The organism is Streptomyces sp. NBC_01485, assembly GCF_036227125.1.
In the GTDB taxonomy this organism is placed as follows: domain Bacteria; phylum Actinomycetota; class Actinomycetes; order Streptomycetales; family Streptomycetaceae; genus Streptomyces.
Window position 1 is genome coordinate 2588196 of sequence record NZ_CP109435.1, and the last position, 20906, is coordinate 2609101.

A 20906-nucleotide genomic window follows, 5' to 3' on the forward strand; every position below is an offset into this window, starting at 1 on the left:
GCTCACACCAGGGCGGCGGCCTCCTCGTAGGAGAGGCCGCCGCCTTCGGCGTACGCGGCCTCGAACTCCTCGTCGCCGAGTGCGGCGCGGGTGCGGGTCATGGCCAGTTCGCGGGCCTCGCGCTCCGGACGCGGGGACACGTGGCGCGACGGCAGCAGGGCGACGGCGGCGCCCAGGCAGCGGGCGGCGTCAGCGGCGCGGCTGCCGCCGTCCAGGCCGGTGAGCGCGGTCGCGGCGACGCAGAGGAAGAAGGAGCGCATGTGCGGGGCCATGGCCACCGACAGCGGGTCCGTACCCCGTTCCAGGGCGGCGCGGGCACCGGCCAGGGCCTGCGTGTACCGGCCGTCGGCCGCGTCCAGCCAGGCCTCCGCGCCCAGGATGTTGGCGTCGAAGAACACGAAGTGCCCGAAGGTGAAGTCCTCACGCAGCAGCCGGAGTTGCTCGCGGGCCTCGGTGACGCGTCCGGTGAAGGCGAGCCGGCCGGCGAGGAAGAGACGGGCGGCCGGGACGGCCTCGCTGCCGGCGTGCTCCGGGCCGTCGATCACCTCGCGCAGCACGCGCTCGCCCCGCTCCTCCTCCCCCGCCTCCAGCAGCACGTTGCCCAGCCGGGCGGAGAGGACCGCCAACTGGGCGCGGGCGCCGAGCCGTTCGGCGAACTCCATGGCGTCCACGTAGTCGGCGGCGGCCTTGCGGTAGGCGCCGAGCCGTTCGTGGGCCTCGGCGCGGGCGGAGAGCGCCTCGGCGGTGCCCCAGGCGTCGCCCAGGCGCCGGAAGATCTCCAGTGCCTCGACAGCGTCCCGGAAGGCGTTCTCGGCCCAGTCGGCGCGGTTGGCGAGGATGTTGGCGCGCAGTTGCAGGCAGGAGGCGAGCTCCCACTCGTAGCCGGGCGTGCGGCGGCAGGTGTCGATGTTGGCGTCGACGATCGTGCGGATGCGCTCCACGTCGCCGGTCAGCAGCACGGCGTAGAACCAGAGCAGGCCGGGTGTACGGCAGGTCTGGGGGAGGCCGGGCTCGTAGGCGCCGGCGATCAGGCGCAGCTTGAGCTGCGCGGCCGGGGTCTGCCAGGCCTCCAACTCGGTGTCCATACAGGCCAGTTGGGCCAGATGGACACCGCGGCGGGCCTCCCGGAGGGCCTCGCCGGTCAGCGGGGGCGGGGCGTCGATGGCGGACTTCCACACCGGGGCTGCCCGGCGCAGGGGTTCGGCGAAGGGGTCGGGGCCGAGGGACATGACCTCGACGCACCAGGTGCGGGCCTCGAGGCGCAGGTCGCGCATCTGCCAGTACCAGACCAGGGACAGGGTCAGGCAGAGCGCCTCCTGCTCGTCGCGTGCGGCGACGGCGCGGCGCAGCGCGGTGCGCAGGTTCTCGTACTCCAGCTGGAAGCGGTCGACGGCGTCGCGCTGGGCGGGGCCGCGCAGCAACGGCTCGGTGGTGCGGGCGAGTTCACGGTAGTACGTGAGATGCGCGCGCTCGGCGGCGGCCCGCCGGCCCGACTCGTCCAGCCGCTCGGCCGCGTACTCGGCGACGGTCTCCAGGAGCCGGTAGCGCATGTCGCCGCCGGGGCCGGGGGCGGCGACGACGAGCGACTTGTCCACGAGGGACGCGAGCGGGGTCAGGGAGTCCAGCGGGTCGCGTGCGTCGGGGCCGCACACCGCCTCGACGGCGGCGAGGTCGCAGCCGCGCGCGAAGACCGACAGCCGGGCCAGGACGTCGCGTTCGTCCTCGTCGAGCAGGTCCCAGGACCAGTCGACGACGGCCCGCAGGGTCTGCTGGCGGGGCAGGACGGTGCGGCTGCCGGAGGTGAGGAGCCGGAAGCGGTCGTCGAGCCGGTCGGCGATCTGACGGGGCGTCAACATCCGTAGCCGGGCGGCCGCGAGCTCGATCGCGAGGGGCAGACCGTCGAGGCGCCGGCAGATCTCGGCGCAGGCCGCCGCCGTGTCGGCGTCGGCGTCGGTCCGGAAGCCGGGGCGGGCCGCCGCGCCCCGGTCGGCGAGCAGCCGCAGCGCGACGGGCTGCGGCAGCGGAGCCAGCGGGCGCAGCACCTCGCCGGGCACGCCGAGCGGCTCCCGGCTGGTGGCCAGCACCGTCACCCCCGGGCAGCGCGCCAGCAGTTCCTCGACGAGGCGGGCGGCGGCCTCGACGACGTGCTCGCAGTTGTCGAGGACGATCAGCATGCGCCGTCGGGCGCAGTGCTCGACCAGACGCTCCACGGGGTCGTCGTGCCGCTCGGAGGCGGCCCGCAACTCCTCGGCACCGGCGCCGAACAGCACGGTCTCGCGGGCTCCCACGGCGGTCAGGACGGCCTGCGGCACGGCGTCCGGGTCGGCGACGGGCGCGAGCTCGGCCAGCCACACGCCGTCGCGCGCGCCGGGCTGCGCCGCGTCATGCACCGTGTCATACGCCGTGTCATGTGCCCCGCGATGGGCCGTGTCCTGTGCCGCGTCCCGGACGGCCTCGGCGGCCTCCTGCGACAGCCGCGTCTTGCCGGCCCCGCCCGGCCCGAGCAGCGTGACGAGCCGCGCGCTCGCGAGGTCCCCCCGGATGGCCGCGATGTCGTCCTCCCGGCCGACGAAGGAGGTGAGACGGGCACGGAGGTTGCCGGGCGGCGGTGCGGGGGACGGCGACTCCCCGGGGACCGGGGTGGGGACGGGGACGGCGGCGACGGGACCGCCGGGACGGGACGCCTCCCTCGCGTTTTTCACGCCCACCCGGCCGTCCGGGGCTTTCTGGGCGGCGGCCGGGTTGAGCAACTCGCTGTGCAGGGTGCGCAGTTCGGGGCCGGGGTCGGTGCCGAGGCGGTCTGCCAGGAGTCGGCGGACGTCGTCGTACGCGGCCAGCGCCTGGGCGGTGCGGCCCGCTGCGCGCAGGGCGCGCAGGCGCAGGGCCTGGAGGGGCTCGTCCAGCGGGTGGGCGTCGCACAGGGCGGTGAGTTCGGGCAGCGACCGCTCGGCGTGGCCGAGGGCGATCGCGGCGGTGTGCCGGGCGCGCACCGCGTCGAGGCGGCGGGCCTCCCAGCGGGCCGCCTCGGCGGCGCGGTCGGGCAGGTCGGCGAGGGCCGGGCCGTGCCACAGGGCGAGGGCGTCGTCGAGGAGGACCGCCGCCTTGGTGGGGTCGCCGTCGGCGAGGGCGCGGGCGCCGTCGGCGGTCAGCCGCTCGAACCGGTGCAGGTCGACGTCGTCGGGGGCGGCGGCCAGCCGGTAGCCGCCGTCGGCGGAGTCGATCGCGCCCGCCCCGAGGGTCCGGCGCAGCCGCCCGACCAGCGCCTGGAGCGCGCCCGGCGCGTCGGCGGGCGGGTCCCCGGCCCACACCTCCTCCGTCAGCAGCCCCGCGGGAACGCTCCGCCCGGCCCGCAGCGCGAGCACGGTGAGCAGGGCACGCAGCCGCGCCCCGCCGACGGCGACGGGGGTGCCGTCGGGACGGAGTGCCTGGGTGGTGCCGAGGATGCGATAGCGCACGGGGTCCATTCTCTCCGGTGGAACCGGGGACGGTCACGGGGTTCGGTCGGGGTGGCGCGTGCGGCCTGGGGTGGGGTGTGCGGGCGGGGGTGGCGTGTGCGGTCGGTCCAGCCTCCGCGGAACCTTCCGTCCACCTTCCTAGGAACCTACGGCCGGTCGCGAGACGTTTTCCCCGTACACCTCGGCCGGGTACGGTCGGGCAGTTCCACGCGTTCCGCGCGTTCCAGACGTTCCACACGTGCTTACGAGCCCAGGGGGCCCCATGACCACCGCCACCACCAGCCGCGGCGAGCGGAGGATCAGTCCCGTCTTCCTCGGGATCCTGGCCGTGACGGCGGTCACCGGCTGGGCGACCTGGACGGGGTTCGCCGAGCGGCCGGGAGTGGCGGTGTTCCTGTTCGTGACGGCCGCCTGGATCGTCTCCCTGTGTCTGCACGAGTACGCACACGCGCGTACCGCCCTGCACAGCGGTGACATCTCGGTCGGCACGAAGGGATATCTGACGCTCAACCCGCTCGCCTACACGCACGCCCTGCTCAGCATCGTGCTGCCGGTCATCTTCGTGATCATGGGCGGGATCGGTCTGCCGGGCGGCGCCGTCTTCATCGAGCGCGGGCGGATCCGGGGGCGGTGGCGGCACAGTCTGATCTCGGCGGCCGGTCCGCTGACGAACGTGCTGTTCGCGGTGGTGTGCACGGCGCCGTTCTGGCTGAACGCGCTGGACGGGGTGCCGGACGAGTTCCGGTTCGCGCTCGCCTTCCTCGCCATGCTCCAGGTCACGGCCGCGATCCTGAACTTCCTGCCGGTGCCGGGGCTGGACGGCTACGGGGTCGTCGAGCCCTGGCTGTCGTACGGCGTCAAGCGGCAGGTGGAGCCGTTCGCGCCGTTCGGGCTGCTGTTCGTGTTCGCGCTGCTGTGGGTGCCGGCGGTGAACCGGGAGTTCTTCGACGCGATCTACTCGGTCCTGGACGCGCTCGGTGTGCGCCCGGGCGAGATCGACTGCGGTCAGTGGCTGTACCGCTTCTGGGAGGGCACGCCCGAGATGTGCGTCAGCCGGTGACGGTCTTGCCGCGCTTCACGTAGTACCAGCACATGTTGCTGGACAGTCCGGCCAGCAGCACCCACACGACGCCCAGCCAACTGCCCTGCACGAAGGAGACGACGGCCGCGGCGGTGGCGAGGAGGCAGACGACGAGGGCGTAGAGGGCGAGGCGGGACATGGGACTGCTCTCCTGTCGGGGACTCGGGGGACGACTCTGTGTGCTCGGGGGGCTCGGCGCACTCGGGGGACACTGACACTGCGGCACCGCCATACTGCTCTGTACCGCGTACCGCGTACCGCGTACCGCCCAGTGTCCCCCATACGCTCATACGTCCGTGACGCGCAGGCCCGCGTGGGCCTTGTAGCGGCGGTTGACCGAGATCAGGTTGGCGACCAGGGACTCCACCTGGTGGGCGTTGCGCAGCCGCCCGGCGAAGACGCCGCGCATGCCGGGGATCCGGCCGGCCAGGGCCTGCACGATCTCGACGTCGGCCCGCTCCTCGCCCAGCACCATCACATCGGTGTCGATCTCCTCGACCTCCGGGTCCTGGAGGAGGACCGCCGAGAGGTGGTGGAAGGCGGCGGCGACGCGGGAGTCCGGCAGCAGGGCGGCGGCCTGTTCGGCGGCGCTGCCCTCCGCCGGCTTCAGCGCGTAGGCGCCCTTCTTGTCGAAGCCGAGCGGGTTGACGCAGTCGACGACGAGCTTTCCGGCCAGTTCCTCGCGCAGCGACTCCAGCGTCTTGCCGTGGCCGTCCCACGGTACGGCGACGATCACGATGTCGCTGCGGCGCGCGGTCTCGGCGTTGTCGGCGCCCTCGACGCCGTGGCCGAGCTCGTCGGCGGCGGCCCGGGCGCGGTCGGCGGCGCGCGAGCCGATGATCACCTTCTGGCCGGCCTTGGCGAGCCGGTAGGCGAGGCCCTTGCCCTGCGGGCCGGTCCCGCCGAGCACGCCGACGACGAGCCCCGAGACGTCGGGAAGGTCCCACGGGTCCTTGGCGGGAGACTTCGCCGGTGCGCCCGCGGGGGTGTTCACAGGGGTGTTCTGTGCACTGTCGGTAGAGGTCATGGGCCGACTTTACGTGGGCGTGGCGGGCGCCCTTTCGCTGCTCCGGGTGAACGCGACGGCGAACCGTCCGCCCCCGGTGGCCGATTGGGGCAGTATGCGGCCGCATGGACGCCGTACGGGTCGCGCTGTTGCGTGAGGTGCTCGCCGGGACCGAGTGGCTGGGGGCCACGCGGAGGTTCGGCGCGGTGCTGCGGGGGTCGGTCGTGTCGCACGGGGGCGGGCTGCTGCTGGTGGGCACGGCGGCGTACGAGCCCTGGCATCTCGCGGCGCATCTGGTGGACGAGGCGGCGTGGTCGGGTACGCCGGAGCTGGCGCCGACGCTCGTACGGCATGCCGCGCGGCCCTCGGACCCCGCGCATCTCGCGGTGGGCCTGGGCCGGATCGAGGCGGCCCGGCGGGGCGAGACGCTGCTGGTGGCATCGCCGTCGGGGGACGCGCCGCTCCTCGAACGCGTGGCGGACGCCCGCCGGGCCGGCGTCACGATCCTCGCCCTCGGTCCCGGCGAGGGAGACCTGACGGCCCTGGCCCACGAGACGCTCCCCGTGCCGGACGGCTCCGAGCTGGACCTCGACACCGTGCAGCACCTGGTGAGCGCGGCGGCCGGCGAGACGCCGCCCCCGACCAGAGGACGCCGCCGCCTCACCGACCGCCTCACCCACCTCGCCGAACGCCTGACAGCCCCGCCCCCTCCCCCGTGGTGACCCCCTCGCCCGCCCGCCCGCCTCGGTCAGACAGCTGCCTTCGGCAGGACAACCCCGGGGCACGACTACCCCCGGCGGACGCTTCTCTGAGCGGTGTCTGTCGGCCCGGGCGGGGATGCCAGGTGCTAGGCGGCGGGTGACCGGCGGCGGGACACCTGTTTCTCCGGACCCCGTCTCAGCCTGGATACCGGCGGCCATCATGCGCGGGTCCGCACGTCCCTCGACCCTGAAAGACGGCACCAGCAGCGGCAGCGTCCAAACCGGCTGCCCCGTGCAAACCGGCGTCGCTCCTCCGCCAGGGAGGCCGTCACCTGAGCGACGGCCGACGCGCGTGGCCCCCGTCACGTCCACCGAAGGTACGCCGGCTTCATCCACGCAGCGGCAGTCGGGGACACCAAAACCACAACGCGGCCACAGTCGTCAGAAAGGCAAACCTGCTCGCTTGGCGAGGCGGGTCAAGCGCGGGTTACTCCGGCGGTGCAGGGACGTGAGCACGCGCATCAGCTCCTGAGACGTCGGGTGGACCCGGGCCATCTCGGGCGCGACGTCCCACGCCTCTTCGAGCGACTCCAGCGCGGCGTCACGATCGCCCAGGGCGAGGTGCGAGCGGCTGAGGTTCATGTGCAGGGGTCCGATGCGGGTCGCGGGCAGCGAGGTACCGCCCCGGATCAGGTCGTCGGCGGTGTCCAGCGCGGTGCGGTGCTGGTCCATGTCGGAGTACGTCGAGATGACGTGCGTGGCGGTCTGGTCGGGCCCGAAGTGGATGCCGTGTTCGTCGGCGTCCGCGCCGTACGCCTCGGCCGTACGCCACGCGGCTTCGATGTGCTGCCGGGCGGTGGCCTTGTCCTTGAGGCGTCCGGCCAGCGTCAGCCCCCGCAGGTGCAGGATGCCCAGGCCGAACGCACGGTCGCGGCCGTGCAAGGTCGTCTCGGCCTCCACAATCGCGCGGTCCACGATGGCCAACCCGCCCCCGAAGTCACCGGAGTTGAGGAAGGTCCCGGCCTCGTCGCGGGCTGCCACTGTGACGGCGATCGGGTTCGCCCGCTCGGCGGCCAGCCGCTGCTTCATGACGGCCAGTTCGGCGAGGTGCATCCAGCGGTGCCGGGCGGCCAGCCAGTACACGACCGAGTAGGTGTCGGCGACGCGTGTCCATGCGTCAGGCGACTGGGTGGCGTGAGCGTAGCTGGTCGTACGGGTCAGCACGCCTGGGGTCTTCTGCAAGACCGCTGACAGCTCGGTCCGGTAGCGGTGCTCGTTCAGTTCTGCCAGCTCGCGCGGCAGGTCCTCAGGGTGAGGAGGTGGCGCGTCGGGGATGTCGAACCGCCGAACGGCGTAGTTCAAGGCGGTCACGCTGGTCTCGTCGCCCTTGGTGACGGGCGCAGTGCCGAGCAACTCGTCGAGGGTCATCCGCATGGCCTGCGCAAGGGAGGCAGCGATGCCCTGCGTCAGCGCGCGGTCGCCCACCTCGATCTTGCTGAGCAGCGAGACCGACACACCCGCCCGTCGGGCAAGAGCGACCTGACTCAGGCCGCGTTCCTTGCGGCAGACCGCAACGTTCGTACCGGGTCCGGGAACCTTGGTCGCGCTCATACTGTGCGTCTTCCCCGCTCGACTTCCGTTACGTCCCATCGTCTCACCGCTGCCACTCGCGCGCCGTGGTGTTGTGCAAGAGGTGTGCAAGTTCGGTTTGCACGGCGGCAGTTCTCTTGGGTGACACACGTATGCCCAGGTGGGACGAGGGATCATGGCACAGACATATGAGAAGCCGCCGACGATGCTCAGCCACGGCGAACTGCCGGACCCGGCGGGGACGCTCGTCGAGGACACGATGCACGAGCGGACCGGCGAACTCGTCGGCGTAATCGAGGAGCGCACCAAGGAAGGCAGGAAGCTCATCAGCCAGACGGCGTACCTGCGCCCCAAGGGGGGTGGCATGGAATGGGAAACGCCTTTGGCCCGTATCCAGCTCGTCGAGAGCCGCTAGACGTACCCACGAAGCGCGCGGCCCTCGTCACCTCAGGCGACGTGATCGGCTACGAGGGCGAGTGGCGCACCGTCAAGGAGACGTCCACCGCTCGGGTCCGATGGGCGGGTTAGCCATCGTGGTCACCTGGGAGGAGGGCGGCACGGCACGCTTCCCCGCCGGTGACGAACTCCTGTCAGGCGAACCGGACTCCACCTGACCAACACTTGAGCCCCAACCCGACTCCACCGGGTTGGGGCTCAGTTGTGTTCCCCGACCTCGCTTGCACGCGGTGGTATCTTGCTTGGCGAGTAGTAGTCGCACGCAATGTGCGGTGAAGCAGACTCGGGAAGAAGCTGACTGGTACACCTCACGGCAACCGTGACGTGTAACTCGCACGGCGTGAGTCAGTTGCCTAGGGCTTTTCCGCCCAGAAGTTTGGATGTTCACACTGGTGGGCAACCGCCTGCCAGCACCGAGAACATTTGCGCACACGTCGGCGCGGGTGTCTCGGTCCGAACCGTAGGGTTCGGATCGAGGCTGCCTACGCACCGCCGATCCGACCCATGACAGGGAAGGTAAGAATCGGTGGACGGCACCGCCATCATCATCATTCTCGCCATCGCTGGCGTGGCTTCCGTGCTGCTCTTCGCGCTTAAAGGGCTGCTGGACCAGGTCCCGGACGTGATCGACTCCGTCGGGAAAGCACGCGACGCATGGCACCGCTTCAAGAAGCCCGAGCTGCCGCCGCGAGCGGACGACCAGGAGCCGCCTGCTGCCGCGTAGACCCGTCGTGGGGTCTCCGTCACTCTCCCTGGACATGAGAAGACCGCCCCGGGCGCGCTCGGGGCGGTCTTCTGTGCGGCGGGAGGGCCGTCCGTGGGCTCAAGCAGCGATGGCCACCCGGAACTGGATCGGAGCCAGAACGGTGCGCCCGGTTAGAGGTGTGGGGTGGCCGGTCTTCGGCGGGTTCGAAAAGCAGTTGCCCGCCTCTTGCGTGGCCGCCGAGCATGACCCCTCGTGACCGACGACGACGCCCCCGCCGCTCCCACACCCGCCCCCTCCCCCACCGGCTTCCGCGCGCTGCTCCCCGATCTCGCCCCCTGGCGGGCCTCGCGGGACTTCCGGCGGCTCTGGGTTTCGGGGGCCGTGTCCAACTTCGGGAGTTTCCTCACCTTCGTGGCGTTGCCGGTGCAGCTGAAGGAGCTGACCGGGTCGGCCGCGGCCGTCGGGGCGATCGGGGCCGTGGAGCTGGTGCCGCTCCTGGTGTTCGGGCTATACGGCGGGGCGCTCGCGGACGCCTGGGACAAGCGGAAGCTGATTTTGTGGACGGAGGCCGGGCAGGGGCTGCTGAGCGCCGTGCTGCTGGTCAACGCGCTGATGCCGGGCCCCGCCGTCTGGCCGCTGTACCTCGTCGCCGCGCTGTCCTCCGCCCTGGTCTCCGTCCAGCGGCCCGCGCTGGACTCGCTGTGGCCGCGGATCGTCGCCCACGAGCACCTGCCGGCGGCGACCTCGCTGAACTCCCTGCGGTGGACCGTGGGCGGGGTCGCCGGACCGGCGCTGGCCGGCGTCGTCGTCGCGTACGCGGGCCTCGGCTGGGCCTACGCCGCCGACCTGCTCACCTTCGTCGTCTCCGTCGCCCTGGTCGTGCCCATCGCCGCCTCACCCGCCGCGCACGAAGCCGCGAAGCCCTCGCTCAGGGCCGTCGCCGAGGGCGCCCGGTACGCCTGGGGCCGCAAGGAGCTCCTCGGTACGTACGCCGTCGACCTGGCCGCGATGTTCCTCGCGATGCCGCTCGCCGTCCTGCCGTTCCTCGCCGACGAACTGGACGCGGAGTGGTCGCTCGGCCTGATGTACGCGGCCGTTCCGGCGGGGGCGATGGTCGTGAGCCTGACCAGCGGCTGGACCTCGCGGGTGCACCGGCACGGGCGGATGGTGGTGCTGTCGGCCGCGCTGTGGGGCCTGGCGATCGCGGGCGCGGGGCTCGTGGGGAACGTATGGCTGGTGCTGCTGTTCCTGGCCCTGGCCGGCGGCTGCGACATGGTCAGCGGGATCTTCCGCGGGGTGATGTGGAACCAGACGATCCCGGACGAGCTGCGCGGGCGGCTCGCCGGGATCGAGTTGCTGTCCTACTCGGTGGGGCCGACGGTCGGCCAGTTGCGCAGCGGCGGTTTCGCGGCCTGGGTGGGGGTGCGGACGTCGGTCTGGTCGGGCGGGGTGCTGTGCGCCGGGGCGGTGGGACTGCTCGCGCTCTGCCTGCCGGGGCTGATGACGTACGACGTCCGCACGAACGAGCACGCGGCGCGGCTGCGGAACCAGCGGACCGCGACCGCAGCCACGGCCGCGCCTGTCGTGGACGCGTGATCGGTGTGACCAGTGTCGATCAGTCGTCGTCCGGTGTGCCGCCGGTCGGGGCGTCGTGCCACTTGGGGTCGTTCTCCCACTGGAGGTTGCGCTCGCGGGCGCTCTCCATCGCGTGTTCGGCCTCGACGCGGGTGGCGTAGGGACCGAAGCGGTCCTTGCCCGGGCACTCCGGGCCCTCCTCGACCTTCTTGTGCTCCAGGCAGTAGTACCACTCGCCCGGTTTGCCGGCGGTCCGCTTCTTGAACAGGGGCATGACGGCTCCTCTCGCCACCGACATGTTCCCCCATGGCCGCTCGTTAGACTCACCGGCATGTCTGGCCAGTCGCTACTCGTCCCAGGGGTGCAGTCCCCCATCCGTTCCGTGCCCGGAAACATCCGCCGCCCCGAGTACGTCGGCAAGCCCGCGCCGACGCCGTACACCGGACCGGAGGTGCAGACGCCCGAGACGGTCGAGGCGATGCGCCGGGCCGGCCGGATCGCCGCGCAGGCGATGGCGGAGGCCGCGAAGCTGATCTCGCCGGGGGTCACCACCGACGAACTCGACAAGGTCGCGCACGAGTACATGTGCGACCACGGCGCCTACCCGTCGACACTGGGCTACCGCGGCTTCCCCAAGTCCCTGTGCACCAGCGTCAACGAAATCATCTGCCACGGCATCCCGGACTCGACGGTGCTGCGCGACGGCGACATCGTCAACCTGGACGTGACCGCGTACATCGGCGGCGTGCACGGCGACAACAACGCCACGTACCTGGTGGGGGACGTCGACGAGGAGTCGCGGCTGCTGGTGGAGCGGACCCGGGAGTCCCTCGAGCGGGCGATCAAGGCGGTCCGGCCCGGCCGGCAGATCAACATCATCGGGCGGGTCATCGAGTCGTACGCGAAGCGGTTCGGGTACGGCGTGGTGCGGGACTTCACGGGGCACGGGATCAACTCGTCGTTCCACTCCGGGCTGATCATCCCGCACTACGACAGCCCGCACGCGACGACCGTCATCCAGCCCGGGATGACGTTCACGATCGAGCCGATGCTGACGCTCGGCACCCACGACTACGACCTGTGGGACGACGGCTGGACCGTGGTGACCAAGGACCGCAAGCGGACGGCCCAGTTCGAGCACACGCTGGTGGTGACGGAGACGGGGGCGGAGATCCTCACCCTGCCGTGACCATCCCTCCTCACCCTGAGCCCGCTCTCCTCTCGGAGGGCGGGCTTTTCGTGGTCCGGGTAGGTTTTTACCGACGGGCTGTCGGGAAACATACCGACAGAAGGTCGGCAAAGCGTTGACTTAGGTAAGCCTAACCATAGAAAATCGAGCCCATGGACTCCTTCTCGACAGTCATCCGCACCGCGTCCCACGAGCAGCATGTGGAGGCCGAGACCTCGACGTTCATGAGCGACCTCCTCGGCGGCAGGCTGGGCGTCGAGGCGTACGCGCGCTACACCGAGCAGCTCTGGTTCGTGTACGAGGCGCTGGAGACCGGCGCCCACCGGCTGGCCTCGGACCCGGCGGCCGGGCCCTTCATACAGCCCGAGCTGTTCCGGCTGCCGGCGCTGGAGCGGGACCTCGCGCACCTGCGGGGCGCCGGGTGGCGGACGGGTCTGTCGGCCCTGCCGGCGACCGAGGCGTACGCGGCGCGGGTGCGGGAGTGCGCCGAGCGGTGGCCGGCCGGGTACATAGCCCACCACTACACGCGCTACCTGGGCGACCTCTCCGGCGGGCAGATCATCCGCGACAAGGCGGAGCGCACCTGGGGCTTCGAGCGCAAGGGCGACGGCGTCCGCTTCTACGTCTTCGAGGGGATCGGCAACCCGGCGGCGTTCAAGCGGGGGTACCGGGAACTGCTGGACGGGGTGCGCGCGGACGATCTGGAGAAGCAGCGGATCGTGAGCGAGTGCAAGCGCGCGTTCGCGCTGAACACGGCGGTCTTCCGGGCCCTGGGCGAGGAGTTCCCGCTCTCGGCGTGAACCGGTCCCCCTCGCCGCACGGCGAGGAGGCCCGGTGCGATGTCACGTCACATCACGTCACGTCGTGCACGTCATGTCAGAAGCGGTGGCAGTGCGCGCCGCCCCAGAAGATGTCGGCGGACGACGTGTCGATGCCGCCGAAGTACGGGCTGCAGATGCCCTCGTGGCCACCGGAGTGGTGGTGGCGGGGACCCTCGTCGGCGGTGGCGGTCGTCGCGCCGACGGCGGCGAGGGCGATACCCAGGACGGTTGCGGCCAGGACGGATCGGATACGCATGGTGTTCCTCTCACGGGGCTGAGTGGTCACGCCCAGTGGTCCCCGCTCGTCTCCGCCCGCACACGCCAGACCACCCGTACGGCCGCCCAAAAGACCACGGACGCGCGCAACCGGCCGTATGGTTCAGCGCTCCAGAAACACGCGTCCGCCGATCTCCACCCAGCCGTACGGCTGCGGGGCGGTCAGGATCTGGGAGCCCGCGCCCTGGGTGATGTTCAGGGCGCGGCCGAGCTGCTCGGTGAGCAGGAGCGCCGCGGCGCCCGTCGCCTCGTCCTCGTCGATGCCGTCGTCGCGGCCGGGGAAGCCGCGGGCGCGGACGCGGCCGGCGGGTTCGTCCTCCCAGGCCCAGGCGTAGAGCCACTCGCCCTTCGGCGGTATGGAGAGGTCGTCGACCTCGGCGGCGGTGGCGTACTGGCGGAGGGTGCGCGGCGGGGCCCACTCCGCGCGCGCCTCGATCCAGGTGAACTCCCCGTCCAGGCGGGCGCCCACGACGCCGGCCGGCGTGACGAGTTCGGGGACGTCGAGCAGCCAGGCGACGCCGACGCACGGGTGGCCCGCGAAGGGCGGGCGCGTGGTGGGCGTGTAGATGTCGACGATCCCGCGCTCGGGGTCGTCGACGAACACCGTCTCGCTGAAGCCGAGTTTCGCCGCGAGGCCCTGACGGTCCTCGCGGTCCGGCAGCACCGAGCCTTCGCGAACCACGCCCAGTTCGTTGCCGTAGCCGCCGTTCGGCGCGCAGAAGACGCGGAGCACGTCGTAATCAGTCACCGGGGAATTGAAACACCGCTCGAGGAGGTGGACCCCCAAGCGGAATCTTTGAATCTCCTTTGACTCTCCCTTGGGGTCCGTTTTGAGCCACCGTGATCGGCTCGTGTCCTTACCGCGCCTATGAGAGGTGAATCACGGCACGGTCGGGTATTACGCAGGTAAGCCTTGGATAAGTTAGGCGAGGCTCACCAATCCTGTGAGTCCTGTCACGTGAATATTCAGCCATCGCTGGGAGCCCGAATGCGAGCCGCCAGACTGTCCGTTGTCACCGCCGTCACCGCCGTGACCGCACTGACCGCCGTCACGGGGTGCACCTCGAAGAGTGACGCGAAAGACGGCGACCGTGTCATCAGCGTGACCGCCACCGACTCCAAGTGCGAGACCTCCAAGAAGGAGATCTCCGCCGGGCACGTCGAACTCGCCATCGAGAACAAGGGTTCCAAGGTCACCGAGGTCTACGTCCTCTTCCCGGACGACCGCGTCGTCAGCGAGCGCGAGAACATCGGCCCCGGCACCAAGCAGCGGGTCACCGCCGAGGTGAAGGCCGGTTCGTACCAGATCGCCTGCAAGCCGGGCATGAAGGGCGACGGCATCCGCCAGGAGCTGAAGGTCACCGGCGGCTCCGTCGCCAAGCGCGACCCCCGCCTGGACAAGGCCGTGGCCGCCTACCGCGCCTACGCGCAGACCCAGGCCGACGAGACGCTGCCGAGGGTCGAGACCTTCGTCGCGGCGATCAAGGCCGGGAACATCGAGGCCGCGAAGAAGGCCTACGCCCCCTCCCGCATCGGCTGGGAGCGCACGGAGCCGGTCGCCGAGTCCTTCGGCGACATCGACCCCCTGGTCGACACCCGCGCGGACGGCCTGGAGGCCGGCCAGAAGTGGACCGGCTGGCACCGCCTGGAGAAGTCGCTCTGGGCGGACAAGAAGATCACCGCCGAGGACAAGACCCTCGCCGACAAGCTCGTCATCGACCTGAAGGACTGGCAGCAGCGGGTCGGCAAGGCCGAGATCACCCCGACCTCCATGGCCAACGGCGCCAAGGAGCTCCTCGACGAGGTCGCCACCGGCAAGATCACCGGCGAGGAGGACCGCTACTCGCACACCGACCTGGTCGACTTCAAGGCCAACATCGAGGGCGCGCAGCAGTCGTACGAGCTGCTGAAGCCGGTCGCCACGGAGAACGACGCGGCCCTGGTCACCGAGCTGGACAAGCAGTTCGCCGCGCTGAACACGCTGCTGGACGCCTACCGCCCGAACACGTCGTCGTACGAGTTCACGTCGTACGACAAGGTCGGCGCCGCCGACCGCAAGAAGCTCTCGGACGCGGTCAACGCGCTCGCCGAGCCGCTGTCCAAGCTCGCCGCCGCCGTGGCGAAGTAGCCGGGGGACCAGAGACATGTCCGAGACCCAGAGCAGCAGCAGCCCGTCCCGTCGGTCGCTGATCGGCTGGGGCGGTGCCGGGCTCGCGCTCGGCGCCGCCGCGGCCGGCGGCGCGGTCGCGATGACCCGGGCCGGCGACGACGTCGCCCCCGCGGCCGCCGACACGGGCGGCGGCGTCGACTTCCACGGCACGTACCAGGCGGGCATCGCCACGCCCGTGCAGGACCGGCTGCACTTCGCCGCGTTCGACGTGCAGACGGGCGACCGCGCCGAGTTCGTCCAGTTGCTGAAGGACTGGACCGAGGCGGCGCGCCGGATGACGGCCGGCAAGACGGTCGGGGAGGGCGCGTACGGCGGTCTCGCCGAGGCGCCGCCGGACGACACCGGCGAGGCGCTGGGGCTCAAGCCGTCCCGGCTGACCCTCACGATCGGGTTCGGGCCGTCCCTGTTCGCCAAGTTCGGGCTCAAGGACCAGCGGCCGGACGCCCTCGTCGACCTGCCGCAGTTCGCCGGGGACGCGCTCGACGCGGCCCGCAGCAACGGCGACCTGTGCGTCCAGGCCTGTGCGGACGACCCGCAGGTCGCCGTGCACGCGATCCGCAACCTGGCCCGGATCGGCATGGGCAAGGTCGTCATCCGCTGGTCGCAGCTCGGCTTCGGCAAGACCTCGTCCACGACGCCCGAGGCGCAGACCCCGCGCAACCTGATGGGCTTCAAGGACGGCACCCGCAACATCGCGGGCACCGAGACGGACCGGCTGAAGAAGTTCGTGTGGGTCGGCGAGAAGGACGGTCCCGGCTGGATGACGGGCGGCTCCTATCTCGTCGCCCGGCGGATCCGGATGCACATCGAGACCTGGGACCGCACCTCGCTCCAGGAGCAGGAGGACATCTTCGGCCGCGACAAGGGCGAGGGCGCGCCGGTCGGCAAGGCCAAGGAGCACGACGCGCCGTTCCTGAAGGCGATGCTGCCCGACGCGCACGTACGGCTCGCGCATCCGGACTCCAACCAGGGCGCGACGATCCTGCGCCGCGGCTACTCCTTCACCGACGGCACCGACGGCCTGGGGCGTCTGGAGGCCGGGCTGTTCTTCCTCGCCTACATGCGGGACGTGAGCGACGGCTTCATCCGCATCCAGCGCCACCTGGCGACCGACGCGCTCAACGAGTACATCCAGCACGTGGGTTCGGCGGTCTTCGCCGTCCCGCCGGGCGTCCGCGACAAGGACGACTGGTGGGGCCGGACGCTGTTCTCCAAGGAGGCGTGACCCGTGTTCTCGAACTACCTGATCGGACTGCGCGAGGGCCTGGAAGCCAGCCTCGTCGTCTGCATCCTCATCGCCTACCTGGTGAAGACCGACCGCCGGGACGCGCTGAAGCCCGTGTGGACCGGCATCGCCATCGCGGTGCTCATCGCGATGGGCTTCGGCTGCGTCCTCGAATTCGGCTCGCAGGAGCTGACGTTCGAGGCGCAGGAGGCGCTCGGCGGGTCGCTGTCGATCGTCGCCGTCTGCCTGGTGACGTGGATGGTGTTCTGGATGCGGCGCACCGCCCGGCATCTGAAGTCGGAGCTGCACGGCAAGCTGGACGCGGCCCTGGCGATGGGCACCGGCGCGCTGGTCGCCACCGCGTTCCTCGCGGTCGGCCGGGAGGGCCTGGAGACGGCCCTGTTCGTGTGGGCGTCCGTCCACGCGGCCGGCGACGGCACCCCGCGCCCGCTGATCGGCGTCGCGCTGGGCCTGGCGACGGCCGTCCTGCTGGGCTGGCTGTTCTATCGCGGGGCCCTGCGGATCAACCTGGCGAGGTTCTTCACCTGGACGGGCGGCATGCTCGTCGTCGTGGCCGCGGGCGTGCTGGCGTACGGCGTCCACGACCTCCAGGAGGCCGACTGGATCCCCGGTCTGACGAACAAGGCGTTCGACATCAGCGGCGCGATCCCGCCGGACAGTTGGTACGGCACGCTGCTGAAGGGCGTGTTCAACTTCCAGCCCGATCCGACGGTCCTCCAGGTCACGGTGTGGCTGCTGTACCTGGTCCCGACGCTCGCGCTGTTCCTCGCCCCGGTAGGGTTCGCCTCCGGGAAGGGGAGGGTGAAGTCACCTGATGACCAGGGAACGCAGCCTGACGACCGGGGTTCGCAGGACTCGAAGGCTCCGCAGGCGTGACCGGTACGCACTCATAGCGGCCTCGCTCACCGCCGTCTCGCTCACGGCGAGCGGCTGCATGGTGGTCCACGGGGAGCGCGAGGTGCTCCCGGCGGCCACGCGGGCGGAGGCCGCGAAGGCGGTCGAGCAGTTCACGACCGCGTACAACAAGGCGGACGCCGCGTACGACAGTTCGCTGGACGCCGCGTACACCGCCGGCACCCTCGGGGCCATCGACGCGGCGCGGCTGAAGGCGGGGCGCGTCAACAGCCCCGGCGGCAATCCGCAGCACTCGCCGCTGGTGTTCTCGGACGTGAAGTACACGATCGTCGAGAAGGCGGGCTGGCCGCGCTGGTTCATCGCCGACGCGAAGGGCAACAAGGGCGACGACTCGCGCTGGCTGATGGTGTTCACCCGGGGCGGGTTGTCGGAGCCGTGGCAGGCGACGTACCTGACGCTGGTGGCGCCGGGGTCGGTGCCGGAGTTCAAGAAGGACGCGGACGGCTTCGCGGCGGCCGTACCGGCGGACACCGCCGAACTGGCGCTCCCGCCCGCGGACTTGAGCGAGGACTACGCGGCGTATTTGCAGAGCGGCAAGGGTGTCTTCGCGGACGGCGCGTACACGAGCGTGCTGCGGGACACGCGTGCGAAGAACACGACCAAGCCGGGGCTTGTCACGCAGTACATCGACCAGCCGCTGACCGAGGACGACTACGCGCCGCTGGCCGTGCGGACCTTGGACGGGGGGGCGTTGGTGTTTTTCGCGACGCATCACTACACGAAGCAGACGGCTGCGCCGGGGGCCGCTGTGCCTACTCCTAACCGGAGTGTGCAGGCGTTGACGGTCGGTGAGGTGAAGCTGTCGCTGACTATGGAGTTCGTGTCCAGCGGTGTTGCTTTGGACCCGGGGACGAGTTCGGGGAGCGGGAAGGTGTCGATGCTCAGCCGGTTGGAGGGGTTGACCGGGGCCAAGGGGGAGTGAGGTTGTTGTTCGTCTGCGGGTGCGCTGTGGCTGGTCGCGCCCACGCGGCGGAGCCGCAGATCAGACACAGCCCCGCGCCCCTAAAGGACGTTGCAGTCACCCGTGATTGCCCGCGCGCCCCTGAAAGCGCTGCAGTCACCCGCGTTGCCCGCGCGCGCCCCTGACTACGCTCCAGCCACCCGTGATTGCCCGTGCCCCAGCGAAATGGGGCCGTCAGCCGCGTAGGGGCCAGGCTCCTGCTGTGTGGTTCTGGTCTCGGTCTACGTGGTGGGCGCAGGCGTCTGTGAGGGGTTCCAGGAGGGTCAGGGGGTCGGGGAGGGGGTGTTCGGGGCCTCGTAGCCAGTGGACCGTGTGGTTGTCGGGGCCGGGGAGGCGGGCGGGGGGCACCAGGACGTAGGAGCCTCGGCAGTGCCAGCGCAGGCCGGGGTGTTCGTCCATGGTCTCGGGGCGGCAGTCCAGCTCGCACGGCCACCACTCGTCCTCGTCCTCGGGGGTGCCGCGGGTGAGGGTGAAGAAGAGCATGCGGCCGTCGTCGCTCACGGCGACCGGGCCGACCTCGACGCCGGCGCCGAGCAGCCGCTCCAGGGCCTGCTGTCCGGCATCCACGGGCACGTCGAGGACGTCGTGCGTCAGGCCGGTGGCGGTGATGAAGTTGGCCTGCGGCTGGTGCCGGGCCCAGCGCTCGACCTGGGCGCGGTCGGTGGTGGACTGCGACTGCCAGGCGAAGGACACCGGGTGCCGGGCGGGGGTCGGGCAGCCGACCCGGTCGCAGGAGCAGCCGTAGCCGGGGGCCGGGTAGGCGGCGGGCGCGAGGGGGAGTCCCGCTCCGGCGGCGGCGAGCAGCAGGGCCTCGCGGTCGCCGTCGTCGACGGCCTCGGCCGGGCCGCTGCCGCGCAGCAGCCGAGAGATTCTGCCCCACAGACCGGTCCGGCCGTCGAACTCCGCGCTCATCTGACCCCTCGCCTCGCTGGTGCCGACAGCATGCCTCATGGTCCCACCATCCTGCGCATCGGGGGTCCGGAGCCGTGAATCGGGGCAGGGGGGACGGGTGGGGCCAGAGCTACCCATGTGCCTCACCGGTCACCGGGTCACCGTGGTGCGAGGCCGTGGAGGGCGTAGTCGACGAGGGTGTCGGTGTACTCGTACGTGATCGGGCCCGTGTACTGGAGCCAGCGCTGGGCGAGCGGGGAGATGAAGAACTCGAGGGCGATGCGCGGGTCGAGGTCGGCGCGGACCTGGCCGGCCTCCTGGGCGGCGCGCAGCCGGTCGACGTAGAGCCGGATGCTCGGTTCCATGAGCTTGGCGGTGAACTCGCGGCCGACCTGTTCGTCGACCACGCCCTCGGCGGCCAGGGCCCGGGAGGGCGCCTCGAACCTGGGGTCCGTCAACTGGTCGACGGTGGCCCGCAGTACGGCCTTGATGTCGGTGGCGAGGTCGCCGGTGTCGGGGATGGCGTACGGCTCCCGCTCCGAGGCTCCCGCGTCCCGCGCCGCCTCTTCGCTGAGGTCGAGGAACGCCTCCAGCAGGACGTCGGCCTTCGACCCCCACCACCGGTAGATGGTCTGCTTGCCGACGCCCGCGCGGGCGGCGATGCCCTCGATCGTCGTCCTCGGGTAGCCGACCTCCGCGACGAGGGCGAGGGCCGCGTCGTAGATGGCGCGCCGGGACCGCTCGCTGCGGCGGGTGGTGTCGGGGGCCGGTTTTCCGGACTGGGTGACCATGGGCCGACGGTACCAAGGCGTGAGACGGGACGTCTCGCGAGCGGTTACTCGTCCGCTCCCGGGTAGCGCACCCCGATCCGCTCGCGGACCGCGTCCAGGGTTCGCATGACGGCGAGGCTGCCGTCGAGCGGGGCGAGCGGGGACTCGGTCTCGCCGGCCCGCAGGGCGCGCATGACCTCGCGGGCCTCGTGCCGGAACGTGTGGCGGGGTCCGTCGGCCGGGTCGGCGGCGAACTCCTCGGGGTCGCGGCCGGCGCGGTGCAGGACGAGACGGTCGGGATAGAAGAAGCCGGACGGGATGTCGATCCGGCCGCGGGAACCGGTGACGGAGGCGGTGGTGCCCGTGCCGCCGACGACCGAGCAGTGCAGGGCGGCGAGCGCGCCGGAGTCCCAGGACAGCGCCAGGGCGGTCTGGAGGTCGACGCCCTCGGCGGACAGGACGGCCTGGGCGGCGATGCCGGACGGCTCGCCGAGCAGGAGGTGGGCGAAGGAGACGGGGTAGACGCCGAGGTCGAGGAGGGCGCCGCCGCCCTGGGCGGGGTCGCGCAGCCGGTGAGCGGGCGGGAAGGGGCCCTCGAGGCCGAAGTCGGCCTGCACGGTGCGGACTTCGCCGATCGCGCCGTCGTCGACGAGGGCCTTGAGGCGGCGGATGACCGGGTTGCAGTACATCCACATGGCTTCCATGAGGAAGCGGTCGTGCTCCTTGGCCAGCGCGACCAGTTCCTCGGCCTCGCGCACGTTCAGCGTGAACGCCTTCTCGCAGAGCACGTTGCGCCCGGCCTCCAGGCAGAGGCCGGCGGCGGCGCGGTGGGCGGCGTGCGGGGTGGCGACGTAGACGACGTCGATGTCCTCGTCGGCCGCGAGCAGGCCCCAGTCGCCGTAGGCGCGGGGGATGCCGAACCGTTCGGCGAACGCCTTCGCGGAGGCCTCGGTGCGCGAGGCGACCGCGACGACCTCCGCGTCGGGCAGGTCGATCAGGTCGGCCGTGAAAGCGGCCGCGATCCCGCCGGTCGCCAGGATTCCCCATCGCACCGTGTCCGTCGTCATAGCCCGCCCGCCCCTTGTCCCGTCCCAGCA

21 protein-coding genes are annotated in these 20906 nt (G+C 71.6%); 11 read left to right on the forward strand and 10 right to left on the reverse strand.

The features are described from left to right. Positions 1-2: 2 nt before the first annotated feature. A complete protein-coding gene (locus OG352_RS11960; RefSeq protein WP_329216617.1) occupies positions 3-3464 on the reverse strand; it encodes an AfsR/SARP family transcriptional regulator in 3462 nt (1153 codons plus the stop codon). Between the two features lie 253 nt (positions 3465-3717). On the opposite strand from OG352_RS11960, the gene OG352_RS11965 reads away from it, so the two are divergent. Next, positions 3718-4515: a site-2 protease family protein gene (locus OG352_RS11965; protein WP_329216619.1), complete on the forward strand. Its 798-nt coding sequence runs from the start codon at positions 3718-3720 to the stop codon at positions 4513-4515. On the opposite strand, the gene OG352_RS11970 is transcribed toward OG352_RS11965, so the two are convergent. Together OG352_RS11970 and npdG are read right to left on the reverse strand one after the other, a co-directional pair. Then, a complete protein-coding gene (locus tag OG352_RS11970) occupies positions 4505-4675 on the reverse strand; it encodes a hypothetical protein (protein WP_177244470.1) in 171 nt (56 codons plus the stop codon). The genes OG352_RS11965 and OG352_RS11970 overlap by 11 nt on opposite strands. Before the next feature lie 147 nt (positions 4676-4822). Continuing rightward, entirely contained in the window at positions 4823-5563 is a 741-nt protein-coding gene (npdG, locus tag OG352_RS11975) for an NADPH-dependent F420 reductase (protein WP_329216622.1), read from the reverse strand. A 104-nt stretch (positions 5564-5667) separates the two neighbouring features. Here npdG and OG352_RS11980 point away from each other — a divergent pair, with 104 nt between their 5' ends. Further along, complete coding sequence (locus OG352_RS11980; RefSeq protein WP_329216624.1) at positions 5668-6264, forward strand: hypothetical protein; 597 nt, start codon at positions 5668-5670, stop codon at positions 6262-6264. Between the two features lie 420 nt (positions 6265-6684). Here the strand turns inward: OG352_RS11980 and OG352_RS11985 are convergent, their stop codons facing one another. Beyond that, a complete protein-coding gene (locus tag OG352_RS11985; RefSeq protein WP_329216626.1) occupies positions 6685-7854 on the reverse strand; it encodes a helix-turn-helix domain-containing protein in 1170 nt (389 codons plus the stop codon). A gap of 154 nt (positions 7855-8008) precedes the next feature. On the opposite strand from OG352_RS11985, the gene OG352_RS11990 reads away from it, so the two are divergent. The 3 genes from OG352_RS11990 to OG352_RS12000 all read left to right on the forward strand — a co-directional run bounded on the left by OG352_RS11990 (position 8009) and on the right by OG352_RS12000 (position 10591). Continuing rightward, positions 8009-8248 carry a hypothetical protein gene (locus OG352_RS11990; protein ID WP_329216627.1) on the forward strand — a complete coding sequence of 80 codons (240 nt, stop codon included), beginning with the start codon at positions 8009-8011 and terminating at the stop codon, positions 8246-8248. 567 nt (positions 8249-8815) lie between these two features. Beyond that, on the forward strand, positions 8816-9013 hold the full coding sequence (locus OG352_RS11995) for a hypothetical protein (protein ID WP_329216629.1): 198 nt from the start codon (positions 8816-8818) through the stop codon (positions 9011-9013). A 234-nt stretch (positions 9014-9247) separates the two neighbouring features. Further along, positions 9248-10591, forward strand: a complete 1344-nt coding sequence (locus OG352_RS12000; protein WP_329216630.1) for an MFS transporter — start codon at positions 9248-9250, stop codon at positions 10589-10591. A 19-nt stretch (positions 10592-10610) separates the two neighbouring features. Here the strand turns inward: OG352_RS12000 and OG352_RS12005 are convergent, their stop codons facing one another. Then, positions 10611-10844 carry a hypothetical protein gene (locus tag OG352_RS12005; protein ID WP_329216632.1) on the reverse strand — a complete coding sequence of 78 codons (234 nt, stop codon included), beginning with the start codon at positions 10842-10844 and terminating at the stop codon, positions 10611-10613. Between the two features lie 57 nt (positions 10845-10901). Here OG352_RS12005 and map point away from each other — a divergent pair, with 57 nt between their 5' ends. Both map and OG352_RS12015 read left to right on the forward strand, forming a co-directional pair. Then, positions 10902-11759 carry a type I methionyl aminopeptidase gene (gene map, locus OG352_RS12010; protein ID WP_329216633.1) on the forward strand — a complete coding sequence of 286 codons (858 nt, stop codon included), beginning with the start codon at positions 10902-10904 and terminating at the stop codon, positions 11757-11759. A 152-nt stretch (positions 11760-11911) separates the two neighbouring features. Continuing rightward, complete coding sequence (locus OG352_RS12015) at positions 11912-12559, forward strand: biliverdin-producing heme oxygenase (protein WP_329216635.1); 648 nt, start codon at positions 11912-11914, stop codon at positions 12557-12559. A 76-nt stretch (positions 12560-12635) separates the two neighbouring features. Here OG352_RS12015 and OG352_RS12020 read toward each other — a convergent pair whose 3' ends face one another. After that, a complete protein-coding gene (locus OG352_RS12020) occupies positions 12636-12836 on the reverse strand; it encodes a hypothetical protein (RefSeq protein WP_329216636.1) in 201 nt (66 codons plus the stop codon). A gap of 123 nt (positions 12837-12959) precedes the next feature. Next, complete coding sequence (locus OG352_RS12025) at positions 12960-13604, reverse strand: PhzF family phenazine biosynthesis protein (protein WP_329216638.1); 645 nt, start codon at positions 13602-13604, stop codon at positions 12960-12962. Positions 13605-13844: 240 nt separating this feature from the next. On the opposite strand from OG352_RS12025, the gene efeO reads away from it, so the two are divergent. The 4 genes from efeO to OG352_RS12045 are packed head-to-tail and all read left to right on the forward strand — an operon-like array spanning position 13845 to position 18109. Continuing rightward, positions 13845-14984 carry an iron uptake system protein EfeO gene (gene efeO / locus OG352_RS12030; protein WP_329216640.1) on the forward strand — a complete coding sequence of 380 codons (1140 nt, stop codon included), beginning with the start codon at positions 13845-13847 and terminating at the stop codon, positions 14982-14984. Positions 14985-15000: 16 nt separating this feature from the next. Then, a complete protein-coding gene (gene efeB, locus OG352_RS12035; RefSeq protein WP_329216642.1) occupies positions 15001-16251 on the forward strand; it encodes an iron uptake transporter deferrochelatase/peroxidase subunit in 1251 nt (416 codons plus the stop codon). A gap of 3 nt (positions 16252-16254) precedes the next feature. Continuing rightward, the gene (gene efeU / locus OG352_RS12040; protein WP_329216643.1) at positions 16255-17148 is read left to right on the forward strand and encodes an iron uptake transporter permease EfeU; all 894 of its coding nucleotides are present in this window, start codon (positions 16255-16257) and stop codon (positions 17146-17148) included. Further along, on the forward strand, positions 17087-18109 hold the full coding sequence (locus OG352_RS12045; protein WP_329216644.1) for a hypothetical protein: 1023 nt from the start codon (positions 17087-17089) through the stop codon (positions 18107-18109). Before efeU ends, OG352_RS12045 begins: the two co-directional genes overlap by 62 nt. Before the next feature lie 213 nt (positions 18110-18322). Here OG352_RS12045 and OG352_RS12050 read toward each other — a convergent pair whose 3' ends face one another. From OG352_RS12050 to OG352_RS12060, 3 genes are all read right to left on the reverse strand, one after another. Further along, positions 18323-19060: a bifunctional DNA primase/polymerase gene (locus OG352_RS12050; RefSeq protein WP_329223794.1), complete on the reverse strand. Its 738-nt coding sequence runs from the start codon at positions 19058-19060 to the stop codon at positions 18323-18325. A gap of 137 nt (positions 19061-19197) precedes the next feature. Further along, a complete protein-coding gene (locus OG352_RS12055) occupies positions 19198-19830 on the reverse strand; it encodes a TetR/AcrR family transcriptional regulator (RefSeq protein ID WP_329216646.1) in 633 nt (210 codons plus the stop codon). A gap of 44 nt (positions 19831-19874) precedes the next feature. Beyond that, positions 19875-20876 carry a Gfo/Idh/MocA family protein gene (locus OG352_RS12060; RefSeq protein ID WP_329216648.1) on the reverse strand — a complete coding sequence of 334 codons (1002 nt, stop codon included), beginning with the start codon at positions 20874-20876 and terminating at the stop codon, positions 19875-19877. Between the last annotated feature and the right edge of the window lie 30 nt (positions 20877-20906).